The sequence below is a fragment of the Streptomyces sp. NPDC127100 genome, assembly GCF_042724095.1.
GTDB lineage: Bacteria > Actinomycetota > Actinomycetes > Streptomycetales > Streptomycetaceae > Streptomyces.
The window spans coordinates 33,138-59,512 of sequence record NZ_JBHXFL010000038.1 but is presented as its reverse complement, the minus strand read 5'-3'; the positions used below and the strand labels follow the sequence as shown (position 1 = coordinate 59,512).

Genomic DNA, 26,375 nt, shown 5'->3' with positions numbered 1-26,375 from the left:
TCCACGGGCGGCCGCCACCCCGCCCCCCCCGGCGTGTCCGCCCCCGCGGCCCCCGCCCTGCTCGGGTCCCCCCTTTTGCCCCCCCACCCAACGGGGGGGCCCACCCGCCGGGTACGCCCCCCCTCTCCAGTTCTTCGCTCAGTCCTCCGACGACTCCTCGTCGTCCCCGCCCGCCTTCGGCGGCTTCGGCGGCCGCGTGCGGCCGCTCGGATTGTCCCGCAGGTACGGCGTCCCGGGCGGGCCTTCACCGCCGTCCGCCGTGGCGTGCCCGCCCGGCCCGGAGCCGCCGTCCCGGCGCCGCAGGTACCGCTCGAACTCGCGGGCGATCGCCTCGCCCGAGGCCTCCGGCAGCTCCGCGGTGTCCCGGGCCTCCTCCAGCGACTGGACGTACTCCGCGACCTCGCTGTCCTCCGCGGCCAGCTGATCCACGCCGACCTGCCAGGCGCGCGCGTCCTCGGGCAGCTCGCCCAGCGGGATGCGCACGTCGATCAGGTCCTCCAGCCGGTTCAGCAGGGCCAGCGTGGCCTTCGGGTTGGGCGGCTGCGACACGTAGTGCGGAACCGCCGCCCACAGCGACACGGCCGGCACACCGGCGTGCGTGCACGCCTCCTGGAGGATGCCGACGATGCCCGTGGGGCCCTCGTACTTGGTCTCCTCCAGGTCCATGCGGCGGGCCAGGTCGGCGTCCGACGTGGTCCCGCTGATCGGCACCGGACGGGTGTGCGGGGTGTCGCCCAGCAGGGCACCCAGCACGACCACCAGCTCCACGCCCAGCTCGTGGGCGAAGCCGAGCAGTTCGTTGCAGAACGAGCGCCAGCGCATGGACGGCTCGATGCCGCGGACGAGGACGAGATCGCGCGGTTTGTCGCCGCCGACGCGGACCACGGAGAGCCGGGTCGTCGGCCATGTGATCTTGCGGACACCGCCGTCCATGAACACCGTGGGGCGGTTCACCTGGAAGTCGTAGTAGTCCTCGGCGTCCAGCGCCGCGAAGACCTGGCCCTTCCACTCCTTGTCCAGGTGCGCGACCGCGGCGGAGGCGGCGTCACCGGCATCGTTCCAGCCCTCGAACGCGGCCACCATGACCGGGTCGATCAGCTCGGGAACCCCCTCGAGCTCGATCACCCAGCGCCTCCTTCCGACGTGCCCTCGCGTACCCCCCAACCTTACGGCGTGCCGAGGGACCGCCCGCAGCCCCCTTGCACGGGGGAGTGAACGGATCACTGCCCCGTCGACGGCCCCCGGACACCCCGTCGGGCGCGCGGCCCCGGGCAGCGCCCCACGTGAGGCGGAAGGGGCGCCTCCGTGCGGGGAGGCGCCCCTTCCGTCGCGCAGGGCCGTCCGGCCGTCGGATCTCCCTCCGGCGGCCCTACTTCCCGTCGAGCAGGTCCTGGACCTTCGCGCGGACCTCGTCCGTGGCCAGGCCGCGGATGGTCAGCGTCGTCCGGCGGCGCAGCACGTCGTCCTGCGTCTCGGCCCACTCGTGGTCGCGCGCCCACACGACCTGCGCCCAGATCTCCGGGGCGTCGGGGTGGACCCGCTCGGCCAGTTCCGGGCTCTCGTTGGCGAGCCGGGCGATGTCGAAGGCCAGCGAACCGTAGTGGGTGGCCAGGTGCCGGGCGGTGTCCGCCGCCATCCGCGGGCCGGGCGCCGGGTGGTCCACCAGCAGCCGGTGGGCGACCGCGCGCGGGTTGGCGACGCCGGGCAGCGGCAGCTTCTTCGGCAGCGAGGCGATCGGCTCGAAGTCGTCGCCGAGCGGGTGGCCCGGCAGCGCCTCCAGCTTCTTCATCACCGTGCGGCCGATGTGCCGGAAGGTGGTCCACTTGCCGCCGGCGACGGACAGCATGCCGCCCCGGCCCTCGGTGACGACCGTCTCGCGCTTGGCCTTCGCCGTGTCGCCCGGACCGCCCGGCAGCACGCGCAGACCCGCGAAGGAGTACGTGATCAGGTCCCGGTCGAGCTGCTGGTCGCGGATGGAGAACGCGGCCTCGTCGAGGATCTGGGCTATGTCCCCGTCGTTGACCGCGACGTCCCCCGGGTCGCCCTCGTACTCCTCGTCCGTGGTGCCGAGCAGCAGCATGTCCTCCCAGGGGAGGGCGAAGGTGATCCGGTACTTGTCGATCGGGGTGGCGAGCGCCGCCTTCCAGGGCGCGGTGCGCTTGAGCACCAGGTGCGCGCCCTTGGACAGGCGGATGGACGGCGCCGCGTTCGGGTCCTCCATCCGGCGCAGGTGGTCGACCCAGGGGCCGGTGGCGTTGAGCACCAGGCGGGCGTTCACCCCGAACTCGTCGCCCGAGAGCCGGTCCTTCAGCTCGGCGCCGGTGACCCGGCCCTTGGTGAACCGCAGGCCGGTGACCTCGGCGTGGTTGAGGACGACGGCGCCCGAGTCGACCGCCGCGCGCACGGTCATCAGCGCCATGCGGGCGTCGTTCATCTGGTCGTCGCCGTACACGGCCACGGCCTTGAGGTTGTCGGTGCGCAGCTCCGGCACGTCCTGCGCGGCCTTGGCCGGGGAGAGCAGGTGCCCGACGCCGTCGCCGAAGGCGGAGAGCGCCGAGTACGCGAAGACACCGGCGCCGAGCTTCGCCGCGCCGTGCGGCCCGCCCTTGTACACGGGGAGGTAGAAGGTGAGCGGGTTCGCCAGGTGGGGGGCCACCTGGCGGGAGACCGCACGGCGCTCGAAGTGGTTCTCCGCCACCAGCTTCACCGCGCCGGTCTGCAGGTAGCGCAGTCCGCCGTGGAGCAGCTTGGAGGAGGCGGAGGAGGTGGCACCGGCGAAGTCGCCGGCGTCGACCACGGCCACCCTGAGGCCGGACTGCGCGGCGTGCCAGGCGGTGGAGATGCCGAGGATGCCGCCGCCGATCACGAGAAGGTCGTACGACGCCTTGGAGAGCTGCTCCCGGGTCTCGGCGCGGCTCGGGTTGGAGCCGGAGGCCGGGCGGGTCCCCAGGGCAGGCACGGACTGCAGGGTGGACTGAGTGGTCATTGCGGTTCTTACTCCTCGTCCTCGAGCCAGCCCATGGTCCGCTCGACGGCCTTGAGCCAGCTCTTGTACTCACGGTCGCGGGTCTCCGCGTCCATGCGGGGGGTCCACTCGGCGGCCCGTCGCCAGTTGGCGCGCAGGTCGTCGGTGCTGTTCCAGAAGCCGACGGCGAGGCCGGCGGCGTAGGCGGCGCCGAGGCAGGTGGTCTCGGCGACCATCGGGCGCACCACGGGGGCGTCCACGAAGTCGGCGAGGGTCTGCATCAGCAGGTTGTTGGAGGTCATGCCGCCGTCGACCTTGAGGGCCGAGAGCTCGACACCGGAGTCCTTCGTCATGGCGTCGGCGATCTCGCGGGTCTGCCAGGCGGTCGCCTCCAGGACGGCGCGCGCGAGGTGCGCCTTGGTGACGTACCGGGTCAGGCCGGCGATCACACCGCGGGCGTCGGAGCGCCAGTACGGGGCGAACAGGCCCGAGAAGGCCGGCACGAAGTAGGCGCCGCCGTTGTCCTCGACCGACAGGGCCAGGGTCTCGATCTCGGCGGCGGTGGAGATCAGGCCCATCTGGTCGCGCATCCACTGCACGAGCGAACCGGTGACGGCGATCGAGCCCTCCAGGGCGTAGACCGTGTCCTGGTCGCCGATCTTGTAGCCGACCGTGGTCAGCAGGCCCGAGTAGGAGTTGATGATCTTGTCACCGGTGTTCATCACCATGAAGGTGCCGGTGCCGTACGTCGACTTCGTCTCGCCCTCGGAGAAGCAGGTCTGGCCGAACAGGGCCGCCTGCTGGTCGCCGAGCGCGGACGCGACGGGGATGCCGCCGAGCAGGTCGCCGAGCCTGCCGCCCTTGATCTCGCCGTAGACCTCGGCGGAGGAGCGGATCTCGGGGAGCATCTGCAGCGGCACACCGATGGACTCGCAGATACGCGGGTCCCACTCCATGGTGTGCAGGTTCATGAGCATGGTGCGGGAGGCGTTGGTGACGTCGGTGACGTGCCGACCGCCGTTCACGCCGCCGGTCAGGTTCCAGATGACCCAGGTGTCCATGGTACCGAAGAGCAGGTCGCCCGCCTCGGCGCGCTCGCGCAGGCCGTCGACGTTGTCGAGCAGCCAGCGGGCCTTGGGGCCGGCGAAGTACGAGGCGAGGGGGAGGCCGGTCTCGCGGCGGAAGCGGTCCTGGCCGACGTTGCGGCCGAGTTCCCGGCACAGCGCGTCGGTGCGGGTGTCCTGCCAGACGATGGCGTTGTGGACGGGCTCGCCGGTGTTCTTGTCCCAGACCAGCGTCGTCTCGCGCTGGTTGGTGATGCCGATGGCCTTGATGTCGTCACGGGTGACGCCGGCCTTCTCGACCGCCCCGGCGACGACCTCCTCGACGTTGGTCCAGATCTCGGTGGCGTCGTGCTCGACCCATCCCGGCTTGGGGAAGATCTGCTCGTGCTCCTTCTGGTCGACGGCGACGATGCGTCCATCGCGGTCGAAGACGATGCAGCGGGAGGAGGTGGTGCCCTGGTCGATGGCGGCGATGAAGGGGCCTGCGGTGTGGGCGTCGGTCACTGTGTGCTCCTGGGATTCCGTGGTGGGACGGCCGGTGCTACGGCGCGTGTGCTGCGGCTCGATGATGGCCGAGCGGATACCCGCTCAGGCGAACGCGACGTTGTAGACACCTCCCGCGATCGCTCCGCCGATGAGCGGACCGACGACCGGGATCCAGGCGTAGCCCCAGTCGGAGCCGCCCTTGTTGGGCAGGGGCAGCAGCGCGTGGACGATGCGCGGGCCGAGGTCGCGGACCGGGTTGATGGCGTAGCCCGTCGGACCACCGAGGGACAGACCGATGGAGACCACCACGAACGCGGTGACCAGGGCGCCCAGGGTGCCGAGACCGTTGCCCTCGTCGTTGAGGCCCTGGGTGAGGATGGCGAGCAGCAGGACGAAGGTGCCGATGATCTCCGTGGCGAGGTTCTGCACCACGTTGCGGATCTCGGGACCGGTCGAGAAGATGCCCAGCACGGGGCTGGCTCCGGTCTCCTGCGCCTCGACGGCCTTGGCCGTCGTGTCCTGCGCGCCCGGGCCTCCGACGATCTCACGGTCGGTGAGGTGCGCCTGGAACTGGCCGTAGTAGGCGACCCAGACCAGGACCGCGCCGATCATGGCTCCGAGCAGCTGGCCCGCGAGGTAGGTCGGGACGTTGCCCCAGTCGCCGTCCTTGATCGCGATGCCGACCGTCACGGCCGGGTTGAGGTGCGCGCCGGAGAGCGGACCGGAGATGTACGCCGCCGTCATGACGGCGAAGCCCCACCCGAAGGTGATGGCGAGCCAGCCGGCGTTGCGGGCCTTCGAGGCCTTGAGCGTCACGGCGGCGCAGACACCGCCGCCGAGCAGGATGAGTATGGCGGTACCGATGGTCTCGCCGATGAAGATGTCGGAGCTGGACACCCGCGACTCCTTTGTCCTTCGTCCAGGGGAAGCCGAACCCCGGGTCCCTCCGGGTGTTCCGGCGCCCTCGGTGTGAGAGCGATGGCGGCCCTTGGCGTTGTCACACTCTAACGCGTATTACCGGTAGGTGTTCGACAATGCCGACCGATGGACGGGAGTCTTGCCTGGCGTCACGGGTGCGTCAAGAGTTCTGTAATCGAAAGCACGATCGTTATTGATCGCCGCTGCCTATCGGTGCCGCGGACGGGGTGCCGGGCTCCTTGCCGGCAGGCGTCCGCCCGCGGGTACGACGAGGGGCCGGAACGCGCCCGGCGTCCGGCCCCTCGTGTGCGTGCGCGCCTCAGAACCGCCCGGCGCCCAGGTCCCGCGACACCGCGCGGGCGCAGTCCCGTACCGCCGCGATGAGCTCCGGCCGCAGCGCTCCCTCTTCGTCGGACCGGCACAGCCGCTCCACGGCGCCGGTGATGCCGACCGCGCCGACCGGCATGCGGCGCCGGTCGTGGATGGGGGCGGCGATGGACGCGACGCCCTCCCAGGTCTCCTCCACGTCGGCCGCGTAGCCCCGCGCGCGCGTGATGTCGAGGATGTGCTCGAAGTCGTCCGGCTCGCAGACGGTCCGGTCGGTGAACGCCTTGCGCTCGGCCTCCAGCGCCTCGCTGTGCGCCACCGGGTCGTACGCCGACAGCACCTTGCCCAGGGCGGTGGAGTGCAGCGGCTGCATGGCCCCGATCTCCAGGACCTGCCGGCTGTCGTCGGGCCGGAAGACGTGGTGGACGATCAGCACGCCCTGCTGGTGCAGGACGCCGAGATGGACGCTCTCGCCGCTGGACCGGGCGAGGTCGTCCGTCCACACCAGGGCGCGCGCCCGCAGCTCGTGCACGTCGAGGTAGGTGGTGCCCAGGCGTAGCAGCTCGGCGCCCAGCTGATAGCGCCCGGAGGCCTCGTCCTGCTCCACGAAGCCCTCCTGCTGGAGCGTGCGCAGGATGCCGTGGGCGGTGCCCTTGGCCAGACCCAGCGACGAGGCGATGTCCGACAGGCCGAGCCGCCGCTCGCCGCCCCCGAGCAGGCGCAGCATCGCGGCCGCCCGCTCGAGCGACTGGATGTTCCGTGCCATCGACGTACTGCCTCCGTCCCCTTCGACTGCCGACCTCGGCGTCGCTGACGTCGTTCGGCAATGCCGAACACTACCGGTCCATGCCGACCTCCCGCTAATGGTCGGCGGGCAACTGTTGCATCCGGACCGCGTTCCGGACGGGTCCCGGCTGTCCGGAACGCGACCGTCCTCCGGCGTCGGACCGGCGGCGGGATTCGTCCCTTCGGGTGTGCGCGTCACCCCTGGGGGAGGGCATCCGGCCCTCCATCCTCGTCCGTCTCGTGGACGCCCCGACCACCGGCCCCGGCTCCCGGCTACCCTGGCGACGTGCGTTCTCCCCGGGACGTTCTGGACGGACGGCACCGGGCAGCGCAAAGCCGACAGCCGTCGCATCCTAGGGAGCCCCTTCATGGCCTCGTCGCCGTCCACCCCGTCCGCCGACACCCGGACCCGTGTGTCCGCCCTCCGTGAGGCACTCGCCACCCGTGTGGTGGTCGCCGACGGAGCGATGGGCACCATGCTGCAGGCGCAGAACCCCTCGCTCGACGACTTCCAGCAGCTGGAAGGGTGCAACGAGGTCCTGAACCTGACCCGGCCCGACATCGTCCGCTCGGTGCACGAGGAGTACTTCGCCGCCGGCGTCGACTGCGTGGAGACCAACACCTTCGGCGCGAACCACTCCGCCCTCGGCGAGTACGACATCGCCGAACGCGTCCACGAGCTCTCCGAGGCCGGCGCCCGGGTCGCCCGCGAGGTCGCCGACGAGTTCGCCGCCCGCGACGGCCGGCAGCGCTGGGTGCTCGGCTCCATGGGCCCCGGCACCAAGCTCCCCACCCTCGGCCACGCCCCGTACACCACCCTGCGCGACGCCTACCAGCGCAACGCCGAGGGCCTGGTCGCCGGCGGCGCCGACGCCCTGCTGGTGGAGACCACGCAGGACCTGCTGCAGACCAAGGCCTCCGTGCTCGGCGCCCGGCGCGCGCTGGACGCCCTGGGACTCGACCTGCCCGTGATCGTGTCGGTGACCGTCGAGACCACCGGCACCATGCTGCTCGGCTCGGAGATCGGCGCCGCGCTCACCGCGCTGGAGCCGCTCGGCATCGACATGATCGGCCTGAACTGCGCCACCGGCCCGGCCGAGATGAGCGAGCACCTGCGCTATCTGGCCCGGCACTCCCGCATCCCGCTGTCCTGCATGCCCAACGCCGGCCTGCCCGTCCTCGGCAAGGACGGCGCCCACTACCCGCTGAGCGCGCCCGAGCTGGCCGACGCGCAGGAGACCTTCGTCCGCGAGTACGGCCTGTCCCTGGTCGGCGGCTGTTGCGGCACGACCCCCGAGCACCTGCGGCAGGTCGTGGAGCGCGTCCGCGACCTCACCCCCGGCGAGCGCGACCCGCGCCCCGAGCCCGGTGCCGCCTCCCTCTACCAGACCGTGCCCTTCCGCCAGGACACGTCCTACCTGGCGATCGGCGAGCGCACCAACGCCAACGGCTCGAAGAAGTTCCGCGAGGCCATGCTGGCCGGCCGCTGGGACGACTGCGTGGAGATGGCCCGCGACCAGATCCGCGAGGGCGCCCACATGCTGGACCTGTGCGTCGACTACGTCGGCCGGGACGGCGTCGCCGACATGGAGGAGCTGGCCGGACGCTTCGCGACCGCCTCGACGCTGCCGATCGTGCTGGACTCCACCGAGGTCGACGTCCTGCGCGCCGGACTGGAGAAGCTGGGCGGCCGCGCGGTGATCAACTCGGTGAACTACGAGGACGGCGCCGGACCCGAGTCCCGGTTCGCCAAGGTCGCGGGGCTGGCCCGGGAGCACGGCGCCGCGCTGATCGCGCTGACCATCGACGAGGAGGGCCAGGCCCGCACCGCCGAGAAGAAGGTCGAGATCGCCGAGCGGCTGATCGAGGACCTCACCGGCAACTGGGGCGTCCACGAGTCGGACATCCTCATCGACTGCCTGACCTTCACCATCTGCACCGGCCAGGAGGAGTCCCGCAAGGACGGCCTGGCGACCATCGAGGGCATCCGCGAGCTGAAGAAGCGGCACCCGGACGTCCAGACCACGCTCGGCCTGTCCAACATCTCCTTCGGCCTCAACCCGGCCGCCCGCATCCTGCTGAACTCGGTCTTCCTGGACGAGTGCGTCAAGGCGGGGCTGGACTCGGCGATCGTGCACGCCTCCAAAATCCTGCCGATCGCCCGCTTCGACGAGGAGCAGGTCACCACCGCCCTCGACCTCATCCACGACCGCCGCCGCGAGGGCTACGACCCGCTGCAGAAGCTGATGCAGCTCTTCGAGGGCGCCACCGCCAAGTCGCTGAAGGCGTCCAAGGCCGAGGAACTGGCCGCCCTCCCGCTGGAGGAGCGCCTCAAGCGCCGCATCATCGACGGCGAGAAGAACGGCCTCGAGCAGGACCTGGACGACGCCCTGAAGGAGCGCCCGGCCCTCGACATCGTCAACGAGACCCTCCTGGACGGCATGAAGGTCGTCGGCGAGCTCTTCGGCTCCGGCCAGATGCAGCTGCCGTTCGTGCTCCAGTCCGCCGAGGTCATGAAGAGCGCGGTGGCCCACCTGGAACCGCACATGGAGAAGACCGACGACGAGGGCAAGGGCACCATCGTGCTGGCCACCGTCCGCGGCGACGTCCACGACATCGGCAAGAACCTCGTCGACATCATCCTGTCCAACAACGGCTACACCGTCGTCAACCTCGGCATCAAGCAGCCGGTCTCCGCGATCCTGGAGGCCGCCGACGAGCACCGGGCCGACGTCATCGGCATGTCCGGGCTCCTGGTCAAGTCCACGGTGATCATGAAGGAGAACCTGGAGGAGCTCAACCAGCGGGGACTGGCCGCCGACTACCCCGTCATCCTCGGCGGCGCCGCCCTCACCAGGGCGTACGTCGAGCAGGACCTGCACGAGATCTACGACGGCGAGGTCCGTTACGCCCGCGACGCGTTCGAGGGGCTGCGCCTGATGGACGCCCTGATCGGCATCAAGCGCGGGGTGCCCGGGGCCAAGCTGCCCGAGCTGCGCCAGCGCCGGGTGCGGGCCGCCACCGTCGAGGTGGAGGAGCGGCCCGAGGAGGGCCACGTCCGCTCCGACGTCGCCACCGACAACCCCGTCCCCACCCCGCCCTTCCAGGGCACCCGCGTCGTCAAGGGCATCCAGCTCAAGGAGTACGCGTCCTGGCTCGACGAGGGCGCCCTCTTCAAGGGCCAGTGGGGCCTGAAGCAGGCCCGCACCGGCGAGGGACCCTCGTACGAGGAGCTCGTCGAGACCGAGGGCCGGCCCCGGCTGCGCGGCCTGCTGGACCGGCTCCAGACGGAGAACCTGCTGGAGGCCGCCGTGGTCTACGGCTACTTCCCCTGCGTCTCCAAGGACGACGACCTGATCGTCCTGGACGACGCCGGCAACGAGCGCACCCGCTTCACCTTCCCCCGCCAGCGGCGCGGCCGGCGCCTGTGCCTGGCCGACTTCTTCCGCCCGGAGGAGTCCGGCGAGACCGACGTCGTCGGCTTCCAGGTCGTCACCGTCGGATCCCGGATCGGCGAGGAGACGGCCCGGATGTTCCAGGCCAACGCCTACCGCGACTACCTCGAGCTGCACGGACTGTCCGTCCAGCTCGCCGAGGCCCTCGCCGAGTACTGGCACGCGCGCGTGCGATCCGAGCTCGGCTTCGCCGGTGAGGACCCGGCCGGGATGGAGGACATGTTCGCCCTGAAGTACCGGGGCGCCCGCTTCTCCCTCGGCTACGGCGCCTGCCCCGACCTGGAGGACCGCGCCAAGATCGCGGACCTGCTCCGGCCGGAGCGCATCGGCGTCCACCTCTCGGAGGAGTTCCAGCTCCACCCCGAGCAGTCCACCGACGCCATCGTGATCCACCACCCGGAGGCCAAGTACTTCAACGCGCGCTGACGCCGGTACGGGCCTTCCGCACCGCTGCGGGCGTCACACCAGGCGTTCCGGTTCGGCACGACGTACACTGGTCGGTCCACTGCAGGCCGGTTCCCTTCGTGGGAACCGGCCTGATCGTCCCTCAAGGAGGTACGTGGATGACCAGTACGGTCCCCGCGCTCGGAACCCGCACGGCCGAAGGCTCAGCCCTCCAGGCGGTGCTCCTCGACATGGACGGCACCCTGGTGGACACCGAGGGCTTCTGGTGGGACGTCGAGAAGGAGGTCTTCGCCTCGCTCGGCCACACCCTCGACGACTCGTGGCGCCACGTGGTGGTCGGCGGTCCCATGACCCGCAGCGCGGGCTTCCTCATCGAGGCCACCGGGGCCGACATCTCGCTCGCCGAACTCAGCGTGCTGCTCAACGACGGCTTCGAGGAGCGCATCGGCCGCACCCTGCCCCTCATGCCGGGCGCGGCCCGGCTGCTCGCCGAGCTGGCCGAGCACCGGATCCCGACCGCCCTGGTCTCCGCCTCGCACCGGCGCATCATCGACCGCGTCCTGACCTCGCTCGGCCGCCACCACTTCGCGCTCACCGTCGCCGGCGACGAGGTCCCGCGCACCAAGCCTTACCCCGACCCCTACCTGGCCGCCGCCGCCGGACTCGCCGTGGACCCGGCCCGGTGCGCCGTGGTCGAGGACACGGCGACCGGAGTCGCCGCCGCGGAGGCCGCCGGCTGCCACGTCGTGGCCGTCCCCTCGGTCGCCCCCATCACCCCGGCCGCCCGGCGCACCGTGGTCGGGTCACTGGAAGAGGTCGACCTGTTCTTCCTGCGCGGCCTGATCACCCACGTGGGCTGAGCACGCGCCCACGCGTGCGGAGCCGTCGGCCGGCCGTGTGCGCGAACGCCCCGGCCGGACCGGGGCCGCGCACGGAGCGTGAAACCGGACGCGCCGACGGCCGGTTTACGACGGCCACCGAACCCACCCACATGTGACGTTCACCACGCAATCAGGGGTCGACAGGCGGGTGCGGCTGTGCAGATTCGCCCCAGGAGAACGTTGTCGGCGCGCCCTTGTGTCCCGATTGGTGAAGCGCTGCACTAATCCTTCCGCTGTCGGGTTTTCGGTGTGTCCGCGCCCGGTTTCGCTCTGTGATGAGCCCTCAACTCCGGGGGCTGCGGGCCTCCGTGCGGGCGCGGACTAATCTCGTCGCGAGAACCTCGGCCACTACCCCGTGATCGGCCAGCGACACCCCTGCATGCCGCATACACGGACCGACAGCTCTGGAGAAACTCGAGCATGAACCGCAAGACTTTGGTGCTGCCGGCCGTCGTCGGCCTGCTCGCCCCGGTACTCGCCGCCTGCGGCGGGTCCGACGGAGGCAGCGGCGGCGGGGACGCGATCGTCGTCGGCACCACGGACCGGTTCACCGCCTCGGAGGAGGCCCCCGCGCCCCTCGACCCGGCGTACGCCTACGACGTCGGCTCCTGGAACCTGCTGCGTCAGACCGTGCAGACGCTGATGATCCAGCCGCGCGGCGACGGCCAGCCGGTGCCCGAGGCGGCCGAGAAGTGCGACTTCACCGACACCGGCAACGAGCGCTACGCCTGCACCCTGCGTGACGGACTGAAGTTCGCCAACGGCGACCCCGTCACGGCGGCCGACGTGAAGTTCTCCATCGAACGCGCCCTGTCCATCAAGGCCGACAGCGGTGTGTCCTCCCTGCTGTCCACCGTCGACACCGTGGAGACCCAGGGCGACCGCGAGGTCATCTTCCACCTCAACACCGCCGACGCGACCTTCCCGTTCAAGCTGTCGACGCCGGTCGCCGGCATCCTCAACCCCGACGACTACGACAAGGGCAAGCTGCGCGCGGGCTTCGAGGTGGACGGCTCCGGTCCGTACACCATGAAGTCCGAGGTGAAGGACGGCGAGCTGACCAAGGCCGTGTTCTCCAAGAACCCCTCCTACAAGGGCGCTCTCACGGTGAACAACGACAAGGCCGAGGTCGTCTCCTTCGCCGACGCCGACAGCATGGGCACGGCGCTCGCCAAGGGCGACATCGACGTGATGTCCCGCGCGATGACGCCGGACCAGATCCAGAAGCTCGCCAACGCCACGGGCACCGACGTCGACCTGGTCGAGATGGCCGGTCTCGAGATCCGCTACCTCGCCTTCAACACCAAGGCCCCGAGCGTGCGGACCAAGGCCGTCCGGCAGGCGGTCGCCCAGCTCATCAACCGCAGCGAACTGGTCTCGAGCGTCTACGGCTCGCAGGCCGAACCGCTGTACTCGCTGGTCCCGGCCACCATCACCGGCCACTCGAACTCGTTCTTCAACAAGTACGGCGACCCGAGCGTCGAGAAGGCCAAGTCCCTGCTGGAGTCCGCCAACGTCTCCACGCCGGTGAAGCTGACCCTGAACTACACCACCGACCACTACGGTGCGGCCACCAAGCAGGAGTTCGAGCATCTGCAGAAGCAGCTCAACGACAGCGGCCTGTTCCAGGTCGACGTCAAGGGCACGCCCTGGGACAAGTTCCGGCCGGCCGAGCTGAAGGGCGAGTACGACGTCTTCGGCATGGGCTGGTTCCCCGACTTCCCCGACGCGGACAACTTCCTCGCGCCGTTCCTCGACAAGGGCAACATGCTGAACTCGCCCTACACGAACACCGAGGTCATCAACCAGCTCATCCCGGAGTCCCGCCGCGAGGCCGACCGGCTGTCCGCCCGTGACAGCCTGACCGAGATCCAGAACCGCGTCGCCGCCGACGTCCCGATGATCCCGCTGTGGCAGGGCAAGCAGTACGTCGCGGCCCGGGACGACATCACCGGTACCGCCTACGTCCTCAACTCCGCCTCCTCGCTGCAGCTGTGGGAGCTGGCCCGCGGTGTGAGCGGCTGACGCCACCCGGCACCCGCCGCGCCGTACGAACCGAAGGGCGCCCTCCTTCCCGGTGGAAGAGGGCGCCCTTCGGGCTTCCCGGGCCGGGGCCACCGCGAGACGGTGGCGGCGGCTGCCGCGGGCCTACTGCGCGCCGGGGCGCACCAGCCCGCTCTCGTACGCGTACACGGCTGCCTGTACCCGGTCGCGCAGCCCCAGCTTGGTGAGCACATGCCCGACGTGCGTCTTCACGGTGGTCTCGCTGACGAACAGGTCGGCGGCGATCTCCGCGTTGGACAGGCCACGCGCCACCAGCTTCAGGACCTCCACCTCACGGTCCGTCAGCGTGTGCAGAGTGTCCGGCACCGGCTCGTCGCCGGAGGGCAGGTGGGTGGCGTACTTGTCGAGCAGCCGCCTGGTGATGCTCGGCGCGAGCATCGCCTCGCCGTTCGCCACCACGCGGATCGCCTGCACCAGTTCATGGGCCGGGGCGTCCTTCAGCAGGAACCCGCTGGCACCCGCCTTCAGCGCCTCCACGACGTACTCGTCGAGGTCGAAGGTCGTCAGGACCAGCACCTTGGCCGGACCGTCCCGCTCCGGGCCGGTGATCTGCCGGGTCGCCTCCACACCGTCCATCCGCGGCATGCGGATGTCCATCAGCACCACATCGGGCTGCAACGCCCGCACCTGGTCCAGAGCCTGAAGGCCGTCTCCGGCCTCGCCGACGACCGCGAGGTCCTGCTCCGCCTCCAGAATCATCCGGAAGCCCGTGCGCAGCAGCGGCTGGTCGTCGACCAGTAGGACGCGGATGGCCACGTAAGTCTCCTTCGCTAGTCCGGCCCCATTCTGCCCTGCTCGGTGGTGCCCGACTCGGCCGCCCTCACCGGCAGCGGATAGGGCGGGGGAGTGCCGCCGAACTCCGGGCAGTGCGCCTGGTGGTCGCACCAGCCGCACAGCTTGGTGGGGCGCGGCCGCCAGTCACCGGTCTCGGTGGCGAGCCGGATGGCCTCCCACAGAGCCAGCAGCTTGCGCTCGACCCGCTCCAGGTCGGCGACGACCGGGTCGTACGTGAGCACGTCACCGCTGCCGAGATAGACGAGCTGGAGCCGCCGTGGGACGACCTTCTTCAGCCGCCACACCACCAGCGCGTAGAACTTCATCTGGAACAGCGCGCCCTCGGCGTACTGCGGCCGGGGTGCCTTGCCCGTCTTGTAGTCGACGATCCGCACCTCGCCGGTGGGGGCCACGTCGACCCGGTCGATGATGCCGCGCAGCCGCAGCCCGGAGTCCAGGTCGGCCTCGACGAACAGCTCCCGCTCGGCGGGCTCCAGCCGGCTCGGGTCCTCCAGCGTGAACCAGCGCTCGACGAGCCGCTCCGCCTCGGCGAGCCAGCCGGCCATCCGCTCGCCCTCGGGGTCGTCCGCGAACAGCTCTCCGACCTCGGGCCGGGTCTCCCGCAGGCGGTCCCACTGCCCGGGGATCAGTGCCTTGGCCCGCGGCGGCGTGCGCTCGGCCGCAGGTGCGTCGAAGAGCCGCTCGAGCACCGCGTGCACCAGGGTGCCCCGGGTCGCCGCCTCACTGGGCTTCTCCGGCAGCCGGTCGATCACCCGGAACCGGTACAGCAGCGGGCACTGCATGAAGTCGCCGGCCCGCGACGGCGAGAGCGAGGCGGGCGCCGCGGCCGCGGACACGGGCGGCCGCGGGCCGGCGGCCGCCGACCCGCCCTGGGGCGTGTCCACCGTCTCCGCCGCTGCCGCTGCCGCCGGGGCGGGACCGCCGGCGTCCTCCGCGACATCCTCGATGCTCGTCTCCATGTCCACAGACCTTACGGCCCGCCACCGACAGTGACCCAGTCGCGGCCGCGACCCGCGCGACGGACGGGGAAGCACAGGGTGCCGGGGCGGAAGGGGCCGCGACGGCCGCATACCATCGACATCAGACCCTCCCGCACCGCAGGCGCGGGAAACGCTTCGAACGAGGGGACACCGTGGACGTGAGCGGCGGGAACGGGCACCCGCGGTCCGGCAACGACGAGCCGGCCGGCCCCCACGCGGGGTCCCCGGCCCCGGACCCCGTGCACCCGGAGCCCACGGCTGCCGACACGCCCGGGGAACGGCCTTCGCACCCGGGGGAGGGCCCCGCGGAACAGTCACGGACAGTAGGCAAGGGCGAGGACACCGGAGACCGGACGGACCCGCCGGCGGCCGCCCCTTCGGACGGGCCCCCCGCCGAGGACGCCGCCGCACGGAACGAGCCGGGGAAGGACACCCCGCACGCGCCCGCACCGCAGCACCCGGATTCCGACGGCCGCACGCCGGAGGCCGGCACCCCGCCGGCGGGCCCGGCACCCCACCACCACGCCCGTTCCGAGGCCCACACCGGTGCCGGCCCGGGACGGCCACCGCAGCGCCGCCCCGAGCCCGGAGGCGGGCTTTTGATGGGGCGGCCCTTCGGCGTGCCCGTGTACGTCGCGCCGAGCTGGTTCCTGGTCGCCGCGCTGATCACCTGGGTGTTCGGCGGCCAGCTCGACCGGGTCCTGCCCGAGCTCGGCGCCGCACGCTACCTGGTCTCCCTCTTCTTCGCGGTCGCGTTCTACGCCTCCGTCCTCGTCCACGAACTGGCGCACACCGTGGCCGCCCTCCGCTTCAAGCTCCCGGTGCGCCGCATCCAGCTCCAGTTCTTCGGCGGCGTCTCCGAGATCGAGAAGGAGGCCGAGACCCCCGGCCGCGAGTTCGTGCTGGCCTTCGTCGGCCCGCTGCTCTCCCTGGTCCTGGCCGGCGTCTTCTACCTCGCCCTGCTGCCCGTCGAGCCGGGCACCGTCCCCGGCGTCCTGCTCGCCGGCCTGATGATCTCCAACCTCATCGTGGCGGTCTTCAACCTGCTCCCCGGCCTCCCCCTGGACGGCGGCCGGATGCTCCGCGCCGTCGTCTGGAAGGTCACCGGCAAGCCGATGACCGGCACGGTCGCCGCCGCCTGGGTCGGCCGGGCACTCGCCGTCTCCGTCCTGATCGGGCTGCCGCTGCTCACCCAGTCCGGCGCGCTCGGCTCCGGCGCCGTGGACAACGTGGGCATGGACACCCTGATGGACGCCCTGCTCGCCGCGATCCTGGCCGCGATCATCTGGACCGGCGCCGGCAACAGCCTGCGCATGGCCCGCCTGCGCGAGCACCTGCCCGAGCTGCGCGCCCGCGCCCTCACCCGGCGCGCGGTCCCCGTCCCCGCCGCCACCCCGCTCTCCGAGGCCCTGCGCCGCGCCAACGCGTCCGGAGCCCGCGCCCTGGTCGTCGTCGACGCCGAGGGCAGGCCGGTCTCCCTGGTCCGTGAGGCCGCCATCGTCGGCGTACCCGAGCACCGCCGCCCCTGGGTCCAGGTCAGCGAGCTGGCGCAGGACCTCACCGAGGGCATGCGCGTCTCGGCCGAGCTGTCGGGCGAGGAGCTCCTCGACGCGCTGCGGGCGTCCCCGGCCACCGAGTACCTGGTGGTCGAGGAGACCGGCGAGATCTTCGGCGTGCTGTCCGCGGCGGACGTGGAGCGGGCCTTCGTCAAGGCGATGGCGCGGCCGAGCTGAGCACGACCCCGAGGGCGCCGGGAGGCGGGTGGGCGACCACGCGCCGCCCGCGGCGTTCCCCGCACCGTCGTCCCGCCCCTCGGCCGGTAAATCGCCCGGCAGGGAACCGGTAGGCTGGTCACATGTCCGAACCGACCGGTGCCGCCCGCAGGCGCGGGCCCTTCAAGGTCGGGGACCAGGTTCAGCTGACCGACCCCAAGGGCCGCCACTACACGTTCACGCTCGAGGCCGGGAAGAACTTCCACACCCACAAGGGTTCCTTCCCCCACGACGAACTGATCGGTGCTCCCGAGGGCAGCGTTGTCCGCACCACCGGTAACGTCGCCTATCTCGCGCTGCGCCCCCTGCTCCCCGACTATGTCCTGTCCATGCCCCGCGGGGCCGCCGTCGTCTACCCGAAGGACGCGGGGCAGATCCTGGCCTTCGCCGACATCTTCCCCGGCGCGCGCGTCGTCGAGGCCGGCGTCGGCTCCGGCTCGCTCAGCAGCTTCCTGCTGCGTGCCATCGGCGACCAGGGAATGCTGCACTCCTACGAGCGCCGCGAGGACTTCGCCGAGATCGCCCAGCAGAACGTGGAGCGCTACTTCGGCGGCCCGCACCCCGCCTGGCAGCTCACCGTCGGCGACCTCCAGGACAACCTGTCCGACGCCGACGTCGACCGGGTCATCCTCGACATGCTCGCCCCCTGGGAGTGCCTGGAGGCCGTCTCCAAGGCGCTCGTGCCCGGCGGCATCCTGTGCTGCTACGTCGCGACCACGACCCAGCTGGCCCGCACCGTCGAGTCCATCCGCGAGATCGGCTGCTTCAACGAGCCGACCTCGTGGGAGACGATGATCCGCAACTGGCACATCGAGGGCCTGGCCGTCCGCCCGGACCACCGGATGATCGGCCACACCGGCTTCCTGCTGACCGCCCGCCGCCTCGCCGACGGGGTCGAGCCGCCCATGCGCCGCCGCCGCCCCGCCAAGGGCGCCTACGGCGAGGACTACGCCGGCCCCAATGCCGACGGAGGCTCCGGCCGCTGACGCGGTCCCTTCCCGCCCGCAACGCAACGGCGCCGTGGTGCAGTTCCCGCACATCCCGGGGAACTCCACCACGGCGCCGCCGCGTTGAGGTTCCTGTCCGGGCGGCCCGCCGACGGGAGCCCGGTCCGGGCCCGCGGGGCCGGGGCCGCTGTCCGGGCCCGAGGGCCGGGCGGAACCCGAGTGAGTACCCACCCCGCCGTTCCCCCGCACTGTGACGTGTGGCACGATGCAGGCCACCCCCACCGGCACAGCCCTCACAGGAGACACTCCTCGTGCAGCACCCCGCCGTTCCGGACCTGTCGCACACGCACACCCGGCCGATCCACTGGGTCGCCACCGCCACCGCTCTCGCCGGAGTCGTGGCCCTCTCCTCGGTCCTGCAGCCCGACGCCGCGACAGCGGCCCAGGCCGCCGGACCGGAGACGAAGACCGCCCCGGTGCACGTCACCGCGCCCGACCCGGCCACCGTCACGTTCCCCCTGGACTGCGGCCCGGTCCAAGCCCTGGTGCAGAAGAAGGCGTCCGGGGACCTCGACGGCGACGGCCGGTCCGAGACGGTGGCCGTCGTGCACTGCGACGCCCCCATGGGCACCCCGCCCGACGGCGTCTACGTCGTCACCCGGGACGCCGGCAGCGGCAAGTCCCGTGTGGTGGCCACCCTGGTGGACCCCAAGGAGCGCCGGACCGTCACCGACCTCGCGGTGCGCGGCGGCGCCGTCCTCGCCACGCTCCTCGGCTACTCGACGGCCGACGTGCCCAGTTGCTGCCCGGACGTCACCGACGACGTGAAGTGGCAGTGGAAGAACGGCGCGTTCGTCCGCGACACGCCGTCCCGGGCACGGACCGTCTGAACGACAGGGCCCCCACGCGTGACCTGACCCCACCGTTATGGTCACCGTGCGTGGTGCTACGTCACAGTTCGGTCACTCTGCGTCCGGACCGTAGACCTCGGCCCTGTCCGAAACGCGACGTACATGGATGCACTCGCCGGGGCATTCCTTCGCCGAGTCGACCACGTCCGTCAGGAGCGGCAACGGCACGGGCGTTGTCGCTCCCTTCGCCTGCAGGAGCTCGTCGTCCGCGCCCTTGACGTAGGCCAGACCGTCGATGTCCAGCTCGAACACCTCGGGCGCGTACTGCGCGCAGATGCCGTCACCGGTACACAGGTCCTGATCGATCCAGACCTCGAGAGCCTCGCCGTCGACTCCGGCCTCCTGCTGCACACTCATTGCTTCCTGCCGTTTCCTGCGTCGAACCGGTCGGGAATCCGGCCAGCTCTGACGGGTGTTGAACGCTTCGACCCTACCCCCGCCTGGGTTCCCGTCACGTTCCGTGGGTATTCCCCTGGCGTGAGGGAGAGCGCAAGGGTGAAGATCGGACACACCCCGCAGTCTTTGTGATCTAGGGGTTTCAATCGACACCCACCCAGGTAGGGTCTGGAAGCGTCCAGCTCCCCTTGGAGGAGGTGAGGACCGTGGCAGCCCACGACGACGACATGAACCGCGGCATCCGCCCGGGACGCGGGTCCGAGGACCCGGCCGGGCAGGTGGCCTACCTTGAGCAGGAGATCGCCGTCCTGCGACGCAAGCTCGCCGACTCTCCGCGGCACACGAGAATTCTCGAAGAGCGGATCGTCGAGCTGCAGACCAACCTGGCCGGCGTGTCCGCCCAGAACGAGCGACTCGCCGGCACGCTCCGCGAGGCCCGCGACCAGATCGTGGCCCTCAAGGAGGAGGTCGACCGGCTGGCCCAGCCACCGGCGGGCTTCGGCGTGTTCCTGCAGGCCAACGAGGACGGCACCGCCGACATCTTCACCGGCGGCCGCAAACTCCGGGTGAACGTCAGCCCGAGCGTCGAGCTCGAGGAGCTCCGGCGCGGCCAGGAAGTGATGCTCAACGAAGCCCTCAACGTGGTCGAGGCCATGGAGTACGAGAGCGTCGGCGACATCGTCACCCTCAAGGAGATCCTCGAGGACGGCGAGCGCGCCCTCGTGCTCGGGCACACCGACGAGGAGCGCGTGGTCCGGCTCGCCGAGCCGCTGCGGGGCATCACCATCCGCCCCGGCGACGCCCTCCTGCTCGAGCCACGCTCCGGATACGTCTACGAGGTCGTCCCCAAGAGCGAGGTCGAGGAACTCGTCCTCGAAGAGGTCCCCGACATCGGCTACGAGCAGATCGGTGGCCTCGGCGGACAGATCGAGGCCATTCGCGACGCGGTCGAGCTCCCCTATCTCTATCCGGACCTCTTCCGGGAGCACGAGCTGCGTCCGCCCAAGGGCGTCCTGCTCTACGGGCCCCCGGGATGCGGCAAGACACTCATCGCCAAGGCCGTCGCCAACTCGCTGGCCAAGAAGGTCGCCGAGGTGACCGGCCAGGCCGCCGGCAAGAGCTTCTTCCTCAACATCAAGGGACCCGAGCTCCTCAACAAGTACGTCGGCGAGACCGAGCGGCAGATCCGCCTCGTCTTCCAGCGTGCTCGGGAGAAGGCCAGCGAGGGCACCCCCGTCATCGTCTTCTTCGACGAGATGGAGTCCCTCTTCCGCACCCGCGGCTCCGGTGTCAGCTCGGACGTGGAGAACACCATCGTCCCGCAGCTGCTCGCCGAGATCGACGGTGTGGAGGGCCTGCAGAACGTGGTCGTGATCGGCGCCTCCAACCGTGAGGACATGATCGACCCCGCCATCCTGCGGCCCGGCCGGCTCGACGTGAAGATCAAGATCGAGCGCCCGGACGCCGAAGCGGCCAAGGACATCTTCGGCAAGTACCTCACCGAGCGCCTCCCGCTCCACGAGGACGACCTCTTGGAGCACGAGAAGGACAAGGCGGCCACCGTCCAGAGCATGATCCAGACGGCGGTGGAACACATGTACGCCGAATCCGAGGAGAACCGCTTCCTGGAAGTCACCTACGCCAACGGCGACAAGGAAGTCCTCTATTTCAAGGACTTCAATTCCGGCGCCATGATCGAGAACATCGTCGGCCGCGCCAAGAAGATGGCGATCAAGGACTTCCTCGACAAGAACCAGAAGGGTCTCCGCGTCTCCCACCTCCTCCAGGCCTGCGTGGACGAGTTCAAGGAGAACGAGGACCTGCCCAACACCACCAACCCGGACGACTGGGCCCGCATCTCCGGCAAGAAGGGCGAGCGGATCGTGTACATCCGTACGCTCGTCACCGGAAAGCAGGGCGCGGACACCGGACGCTCCATCGACACGGTGGCGAACACCGGTCAGTACCTGTAAAAGGCAGGGCGGCTGCGGGTGCCCTCAGCGGGTACCCGCAGCCGACTGTTTTTGGGGGCCACGGCTGGAGCAAGGCAATGAGGCAAATGATCTCCCCACCAGCGCAGAGGCGTTCTAGGCTCTTCCGTACCGCCGAGTCGCGCAGTGCGGGGACGGGCACCGCACACGCACCGGAGCGCCACGTGAGCGGCGCCCACGACCGAGGGCGCCGCCGGGCAAGGAGGGCCGCATGACCGTACGGCGAGTAATGGGCATCGAGACGGAGTACGGGATCTCCGTCCCCGGTCACCCCAACGCCAATGCCATGCTCACCTCGTCCCAGATCGTCAACGCCTACGCGGCGGCGATGCACCGGGCCCGCCGGGCCCGCTGGGACTTCGAGGAGGAGAACCCGCTGCGGGACGCGCGAGGCTTCGACCTCGCCCGCGAGGCGGCGGACTCCAGCCAGCTCACCGACGAGGACATCGGCCTGGCCAACGTCATCCTCACCAACGGAGCACGGCTCTACGTCGACCACGCCCACCCCGAGTACAGCGCGCCGGAGGTCACCAACCCGCGGGACGCCGTGCTGTGGGACAAGGCCGGCGAGCGCATCATGGCCGAGGCGGCCGAACGGGCGGCCCAGCTGCCCGGCGCCAGGCCGATCCACCTCTACAAGAACAACACCGACAACAAGGGCGCCTCCTACGGCACGCACGAGAACTACCTGATGAAGCGGGAGACCGCCTTCTCGGACATCGTGCGCCACCTGACGCCCTTCTTCGTCTCCCGCCAGGTCGTCACCGGCGCCGGCCGCGTCGGCATCGGCCAGGACGGGCACGAACACGGCTTCCAGCTCAGCCAGCGCGCCGACTACTTCGAGGTCGAGGTCGGCCTGGAGACGACGCTGAAGCGGCCCATCATCAACACGCGCGACGAACCGCACGCCGACGCGGAGAAGTACCGCCGCCTGCACGTGATCATCGGCGACGCGAACCTGTCCGAGATCTCGACCTACCTGAAGCTGGGCACGACGGCCCTGGTCCTGTCCATGATCGAGGACGGCTTCATCGCCGTCGACCTGGCCGTGGACCAGCCCGTGCGCACCCTCCACCGGGTCTCGCACGACCCGTCCCTCCAGCACCTGATCACCCTCCGCAGCGGGCGCACCCTCACCGCGGTGCAGCTCCAGATGGAGTACTACGAGCTGGCGCGCAAGTACGTGGAGGAGCGGTACGGCGCGGACGCCGACGAGCAGACCAAGGACGTCCTGGGCCGCTGGGAGGACACCCTCAACCGTCTCGAGAACGACCCGATGAGCCTCGCCGGCGAGCTGGACTGGGTCGCCAAGCGGGAGCTCATGGAGGGCTACCGGCGCCGGGACAGCCTGGACTGGGACGCCGCCCGGCTGCACCTGGTCGACCTCCAGTACGCCGACGTACGGCCCGACAAGGGCCTGTACAACCGTCTGGTGGACCGCGGCCGCATCAAGCGGCTGCTGGACGAGACCGAGGTCGAGCGGGCCCGTACGAAGCCCCCGGAGGACACCCGGGCGTACTTCCGCGGCCGCTGCCTGGAGCAGTACGCGGACGACGTCGCGGCGGCCTCCTGGGACTCGGTGATCTTCGACCTGCCGGGGCGGGACTCCCTCCAGCGGGTGCCGACCCTGGAACCGCTTCGCGGAACGCGTAATCACGTCAAGGAGCTCCTGGACCGCTGCCGCACCGCGGACGACCTGGTCAGGGTCCTGTCCGGCGGGTGACGGCGCCGAGCGGGTACCCGGGAGACGACCGCCGGACAGGGTGAAAGTCACCGCGTCCGGGAACCATCGAGATGACCCCCGCACGTTGAGGAAACTGCGGGGCCGATGTCGGACCCGGCTTGTAGGGTCTGATCTTGACCGAGCAACTGTGTCGGGCGAACCGAGCGGGGTGAGGGTTATGGCGACCAAGGACACCGGCGGCGGGCAGCAGAAGGCCACGCGTTCCACCGAGGAGGTCGAGGAGCAGGCGCAGGACGCGCAGGCGTCGGAGGACCTCAAGGAGCGCCAGGAGAAGCTCAGCGACGACGTCGACTCCGTCCTGGACGAGATCGACGACGTCCTCGAGGAGAACGCCGAGGACTTCGTGCGCTCCTTCGTGCAGAAGGGCGGCCAGTAGGCCTGTCCCTCCCCTGGACACGTGGGCCCGAGGGCCGACGAGGGACGGACGAGCAGGACGAGTGTCGCGCGCGGTGCGGTGGAAGCCGTGCCGCGCGCGGCCGGAAAACGGGGGGCCGTGGTGTTCGTTCCGTGGTTCCCGCCGAGTATGTGGATCACCGCCGCCAGGCGGGTAGGGTCCGTGGCACAGCAGACGCATACCTGGAAGGAATCGCGTGGAAGCCAACACTCGTAGCACCGGGCGTCTACCAGCTGCCTTCCTGACGCCCGGGTCCTCTTCGTTCATGGACTTCCTGGGAGAGCACCAGCCCGAGCTGCTCCCGGGCAACCGGCAGCTGCCGCCGGTGCAGGGCGTGGTCGAGGCGCCGCACGGCACCACGATCGTGGCCGTGACCTTCCCCGGCGGCGTCGTGCTCGCCGGTGACCGGCGGGCGACCATGGGCAACATGATCGCGCAGCGGGACATCGAGAAGGTGTTCCCGGCCGACGAGTACTCGGCGGTGGGCATCGCCGGCACGGCGGGTCTGGCCGTGGAGATGGTGAAGCTCTTCCAGCTGGAGCTCGAGCACTTCGAGAAGGTCGAGGGCGCGCAGCTGTCCCTGGAGGGCAAGGCGAACCGCCTGTCGACGATGATCCGCTCCAACCTGGGCATGGCGATGCAGGGGCTGGCCGTGGTGCCGCTGTTCGCCGGTTACGACGTGGACCGCGGCAGGGGCCGCATCTTCTCGTACGACGTCACGGGCGGGCGCTCCGAGGAGCACCACTACGCGACCACCGGGTCCGGATCGATCTTCGCGCGCGGCGCGATGAAGAAGCTCTTCCGCGAGGACCTGAGCGAGGAAGAGGCCACGACACTCGTGGTCCAGGCGCTGTACGACGCGGCGGACGACGACTCGGCGACCGGCGGTCCCGACGTCGCGCGCCGGATCTATCCGATCATCACTGTGATCACCGAGGACGGCTTCCGCCGGCTGACCGAGGACGAGAGCTCGCAGCTCGCCCGCTCGGTCCTCGACCGGCGGCTGGAGCAGCCCGACGGCCCGCGGGCCGCGCTGCTGTAGCGGCAGGGCCTCGCCGTGCGGATGACAAGTGGTCCAGTGACTTCGACAGAAAGGGACGGATAACCGGTGTCGACGCCGTTCTATGTCTCACCCCAGCAGGCGATGGCCGACCGGGCGGAGTACGCCCGCAAGGGCATCGCCCGTGGCCGCAGCCTGGTCGTGCTGCAGTACGCCGACGGCATCGTGTTCGTCGGCGAGAACCCGTCCCGTGCGCTGCACAAGTTCAGTGAGATCTACGACCGGATCGGCTTCGCGGCCGCCGGCAAGTACAACGAGTACGAGAACCTGCGCATCGGTGGTGTGCGGTACGCCGACCTGCGGGGCTACACCTACGACCGGGACGACGTGACGGCCCGGGGGCTCGCCAACGTGTACGCCCAGACGCTGGGCACGATCTTCTCCAGCTCGGCCGAGAAGCCGTACGAGGTCGAGCTGGTCGTCGCCGAGGTCGGGGAGAGCCCCGAGGGCGACCAGATCTACCGGCTTCCGCACGACGGCTCGATCGTGGACGAGCACGGCTCGGTCGCGGTCGGGGGCAACGCGGAGCAGATCAGCGGGTACCTGGACCAGCGGCACCGGGACGGCATGACGCTGGCCGAGGCGCTGAAGCTGGCGGTGCAGGCGCTGTCCCGCGACACCAACGGCAGCGAGCGGGAGATCCCGGCGGAGCGGCTGGAGGTCGCCGTGCTGGACCGTACGCGGCCGCAGAAACGGAAGTTCAAGCGGATCGTGGGGGGTCAGCTGTCGCGGCTCCTGGACGGGGGAGCGGGCGGGGGCGGGACCGCGTCCGAGGCCACGTCCGGGAACGAGGACGGGGACGAGGAGTAGGCACGCCGGTGCCCTTGCCGTCGGCCGCCGTGGGACGCCCACGGCGGCCTGTGCGGGTTCGGCGGGGGTGCGTGTAGCGCGTGCGGTGGCCCGCGCGTCACCCACCCGGCGCCGGGCGCCTCACCGGGGTGGCGCCGTGGAGCCCCGCACGACCAGGTTCACCGGGATGTCGCCGGCCTCCGGGGTCCCGCCCTCCAGAACCGCCAGCAGCGCCCGCATCCCCCGTTCGCCGAACAGCTCGGCGTCCAGGCGGACGGTCGTCAGCTCGGGGTCGATGGCCGTGGCCAGGCCGAGGTCGTCCAGGCCGGTGACCGAGAGGTCGTCGGGGACGCGCAGTCCCGCGCGCCGGGCCGCCTTGTACGCGCCGGCCGCCAGTTTGTCGTCGTCGCAGACCAGCGCCGTCGGACGGGGGCCCGGGCCCGCGAGCGCGGCCTCCGTGGCCGTCAGCGCGTCCTCGATCGAGATCCGGGCCCTGGCGGTGCGCAGCGTCGTGCCGGGGACGGCCTCCAGCCGCGCCGCGAGTTCCCGCGCGCGGACCTCGAACGTCCAGGACGGGACGTCCGCCGCCAGGTGCAGGAAACGGCGGTGGCCCAGCGACAGCAGGTGCTCCGCGATCTGACGGATGGCGTCCGCGATGTCCAGGTTGACCGTCGCCGCGCCCAGGCTGCCCTCCGGGTCGCTGTCCAGCATGACGAGCGGGAGCTGGTCGCCGCGGATGGCGGTGAGCGCGTCGGCGGCCATGGAGGACGCGATGACCCCGTCCAGGGCGGCCTGGGCGGAGGCGAAGGGGTCCCGGGCGGGCCCGACGCCCTCGGGGGAGGGGTAGAGGACCACTCCGAAGCCGTGCTCGGCGGCGACGCGCGCCGCGCCGGTGTAGACGCCGGCGAAGAACTCGGTGGTCAGCGCGGGGACGACCAGCAGAACCGTGCGGGTCCGGCCCAGGCGGAGATTGCGGGCGGCGAGGTTCGGGCGGTAGCCGAGCGCGTGGGCGGCCTCGCGGACGCGCTGGGCGGTGGGTTCCGACACGCGGCCGCGCCACTTGTCGCCCAGGACCAGGGAGACCGCTGCCTGGGAGACGCCGGCGGCCTGGGCGACGTCCCGGCTGGTGGGGCGGGTGCTGCCTCGTGCCACCGTTCGCCTGCGCTTTCGTCTGGACTCGTGAACAGCCGACATGGTACGTATGACGGCGGAAGTTATACGTAAAACCTCATCGAGGTCCCATGC

At 71.0% G+C, this 26,375-nt stretch carries 20 protein-coding genes; 11 read left to right on the top strand and 9 right to left on the bottom strand.

Features of this window, described 5'->3' with window-relative positions; genetic code table 11:
• Positions 1-138 precede the first annotated feature (138 nt).
• The 5 genes from ACFWJB_RS27580 to ACFWJB_RS27560 form a co-directional block, all read right to left on the bottom strand.
• Positions 139-1,125 carry a PAC2 family protein gene (locus ACFWJB_RS27580; protein ID WP_385459674.1) on the bottom strand — a complete coding sequence of 329 codons (987 nt, stop codon included), beginning with the start codon at positions 1,123-1,125 and terminating at the stop codon, positions 139-141.
• 244 nt (positions 1,126-1,369) lie between these two features.
• Positions 1,370-2,986: an FAD-dependent oxidoreductase gene (locus ACFWJB_RS27575; protein WP_385459672.1), complete on the bottom strand. Its 1,617-nt coding sequence runs from the start codon at positions 2,984-2,986 to the stop codon at positions 1,370-1,372.
• Positions 2,987-2,994: 8 nt separating this feature from the next.
• Positions 2,995-4,533, bottom strand: coding sequence for a glycerol kinase GlpK (gene glpK, locus ACFWJB_RS27570; protein ID WP_385459670.1), 1,539 nt, complete (start codon positions 4,531-4,533; stop codon positions 2,995-2,997).
• An 84-nt stretch (positions 4,534-4,617) separates the two neighbouring features.
• A complete protein-coding gene (locus ACFWJB_RS27565) occupies positions 4,618-5,412 on the bottom strand; it encodes an MIP/aquaporin family protein (protein WP_386925501.1) in 795 nt (264 codons plus the stop codon).
• A 340-nt stretch (positions 5,413-5,752) separates the two neighbouring features.
• Positions 5,753-6,526, bottom strand: a complete 774-nt coding sequence (locus ACFWJB_RS27560) for an IclR family transcriptional regulator (RefSeq protein WP_386925499.1) — start codon at positions 6,524-6,526, stop codon at positions 5,753-5,755.
• 388 nt (positions 6,527-6,914) lie between these two features.
• Between ACFWJB_RS27560 and metH the strand changes: the two genes are divergently transcribed.
• The 3 genes from metH to ACFWJB_RS27545 all read left to right on the top strand — a co-directional run bounded on the left by metH (position 6,915) and on the right by ACFWJB_RS27545 (position 13,312).
• The gene (gene metH, locus ACFWJB_RS27555) at positions 6,915-10,427 is read left to right on the top strand and encodes a methionine synthase (protein ID WP_385459664.1); all 3,513 of its coding nucleotides are present in this window, start codon (positions 6,915-6,917) and stop codon (positions 10,425-10,427) included.
• Positions 10,428-10,564: 137 nt separating this feature from the next.
• Entirely contained in the window at positions 10,565-11,266 is a 702-nt protein-coding gene (locus ACFWJB_RS27550) for an HAD family hydrolase (RefSeq protein ID WP_385459662.1), read from the top strand.
• 441 nt (positions 11,267-11,707) lie between these two features.
• On the top strand, positions 11,708-13,312 hold the full coding sequence (locus ACFWJB_RS27545) for an ABC transporter substrate-binding protein (RefSeq protein WP_385459660.1): 1,605 nt from the start codon (positions 11,708-11,710) through the stop codon (positions 13,310-13,312).
• A gap of 123 nt (positions 13,313-13,435) precedes the next feature.
• Here the strand turns inward: ACFWJB_RS27545 and ACFWJB_RS27540 are convergent, their stop codons facing one another.
• A complete protein-coding gene (locus tag ACFWJB_RS27540) occupies positions 13,436-14,107 on the bottom strand; it encodes a response regulator (RefSeq protein ID WP_385459658.1) in 672 nt (223 codons plus the stop codon).
• A gap of 14 nt (positions 14,108-14,121) precedes the next feature.
• The gene (locus ACFWJB_RS27535) at positions 14,122-15,105 is read right to left on the bottom strand and encodes a RecB family exonuclease (RefSeq protein WP_385459656.1); all 984 of its coding nucleotides are present in this window, start codon (positions 15,103-15,105) and stop codon (positions 14,122-14,124) included.
• A gap of 173 nt (positions 15,106-15,278) precedes the next feature.
• Between ACFWJB_RS27535 and ACFWJB_RS27530 the strand changes: the two genes are divergently transcribed.
• From ACFWJB_RS27530 to ACFWJB_RS27520, 3 genes are all read left to right on the top strand, one after another.
• On the top strand, positions 15,279-16,859 hold the full coding sequence (locus ACFWJB_RS27530) for a site-2 protease family protein (protein WP_385459654.1): 1,581 nt from the start codon (positions 15,279-15,281) through the stop codon (positions 16,857-16,859).
• Positions 16,860-16,981: 122 nt separating this feature from the next.
• Positions 16,982-17,884 carry a tRNA (adenine-N1)-methyltransferase gene (locus tag ACFWJB_RS27525; RefSeq protein ID WP_384253267.1) on the top strand — a complete coding sequence of 301 codons (903 nt, stop codon included), beginning with the start codon at positions 16,982-16,984 and terminating at the stop codon, positions 17,882-17,884.
• 272 nt (positions 17,885-18,156) lie between these two features.
• Positions 18,157-18,735 (top strand): hypothetical protein, encoded by a 579-nt coding sequence (locus ACFWJB_RS27520; protein ID WP_385459652.1) that lies wholly within the window; start codon positions 18,157-18,159, stop codon positions 18,733-18,735.
• Between the two features lie 72 nt (positions 18,736-18,807).
• On the opposite strand, the gene ACFWJB_RS27515 is transcribed toward ACFWJB_RS27520, so the two are convergent.
• Positions 18,808-19,113 (bottom strand): ferredoxin, encoded by a 306-nt coding sequence (locus ACFWJB_RS27515; RefSeq protein WP_385459650.1) that lies wholly within the window; start codon positions 19,111-19,113, stop codon positions 18,808-18,810.
• A gap of 245 nt (positions 19,114-19,358) precedes the next feature.
• On the opposite strand from ACFWJB_RS27515, the gene arc reads away from it, so the two are divergent.
• From arc to prcA, 5 genes are all read left to right on the top strand, one after another.
• Positions 19,359-21,125: a proteasome ATPase gene (arc, locus tag ACFWJB_RS27510; RefSeq protein ID WP_385459648.1), complete on the top strand. Its 1,767-nt coding sequence runs from the start codon at positions 19,359-19,361 to the stop codon at positions 21,123-21,125.
• 229 nt (positions 21,126-21,354) lie between these two features.
• Positions 21,355-22,866 carry a depupylase/deamidase Dop gene (dop, locus tag ACFWJB_RS27505; protein ID WP_386925493.1) on the top strand — a complete coding sequence of 504 codons (1,512 nt, stop codon included), beginning with the start codon at positions 21,355-21,357 and terminating at the stop codon, positions 22,864-22,866.
• A 178-nt stretch (positions 22,867-23,044) separates the two neighbouring features.
• Positions 23,045-23,263, top strand: a complete 219-nt coding sequence (locus ACFWJB_RS27500; RefSeq protein WP_016325855.1) for a ubiquitin-like protein Pup — start codon at positions 23,045-23,047, stop codon at positions 23,261-23,263.
• Positions 23,264-23,477: 214 nt separating this feature from the next.
• Positions 23,478-24,323, top strand: coding sequence for a proteasome subunit beta (gene prcB, locus ACFWJB_RS27495; protein WP_351019907.1), 846 nt, complete (start codon positions 23,478-23,480; stop codon positions 24,321-24,323).
• Between the two features lie 66 nt (positions 24,324-24,389).
• Complete coding sequence (gene prcA / locus ACFWJB_RS27490; RefSeq protein ID WP_386925490.1) at positions 24,390-25,151, top strand: proteasome subunit alpha; 762 nt, start codon at positions 24,390-24,392, stop codon at positions 25,149-25,151.
• 120 nt (positions 25,152-25,271) lie between these two features.
• Here the strand turns inward: prcA and ACFWJB_RS27485 are convergent, their stop codons facing one another.
• Positions 25,272-26,282, bottom strand: a complete 1,011-nt coding sequence (locus ACFWJB_RS27485) for a LacI family DNA-binding transcriptional regulator (RefSeq protein WP_385459641.1) — start codon at positions 26,280-26,282, stop codon at positions 25,272-25,274.
• Positions 26,283-26,375 lie beyond the last annotated feature (93 nt).

Coding starts and splice junctions, on each gene's coding strand:
- dop (WP_386925493.1), top strand. CDS start 21,355: ATGACCGTACGGCGAGTAATGGGCATCGAGACGGAGTACGGGATCTCC.
- ACFWJB_RS27550 (WP_385459662.1), top strand. CDS start 10,565: ATGACCAGTACGGTCCCCGCGCTCGGAACCCGCACGGCCGAAGGCTCA.
- ACFWJB_RS27500 (WP_016325855.1), top strand. CDS start 23,045: ATGGCGACCAAGGACACCGGCGGCGGGCAGCAGAAGGCCACGCGTTCC.
- ACFWJB_RS27525 (WP_384253267.1), top strand. CDS start 16,982: ATGTCCGAACCGACCGGTGCCGCCCGCAGGCGCGGGCCCTTCAAGGTC.
- ACFWJB_RS27575 (WP_385459672.1), bottom strand. CDS start 2,986: ATGACCACTCAGTCCACCCTGCAGTCCGTGCCTGCCCTGGGGACCCGC.
- metH (WP_385459664.1), top strand. CDS start 6,915: ATGGCCTCGTCGCCGTCCACCCCGTCCGCCGACACCCGGACCCGTGTG.
- ACFWJB_RS27515 (WP_385459650.1), bottom strand. CDS start 19,113: ATGAGTGTGCAGCAGGAGGCCGGAGTCGACGGCGAGGCTCTCGAGGTC.
- ACFWJB_RS27535 (WP_385459656.1), bottom strand. CDS start 15,105: ATGGAGACGAGCATCGAGGATGTCGCGGAGGACGCCGGCGGTCCCGCC.
- ACFWJB_RS27545 (WP_385459660.1), top strand. CDS start 11,708: ATGAACCGCAAGACTTTGGTGCTGCCGGCCGTCGTCGGCCTGCTCGCC.
- ACFWJB_RS27560 (WP_386925499.1), bottom strand. CDS start 6,526: ATGGCACGGAACATCCAGTCGCTCGAGCGGGCGGCCGCGATGCTGCGC.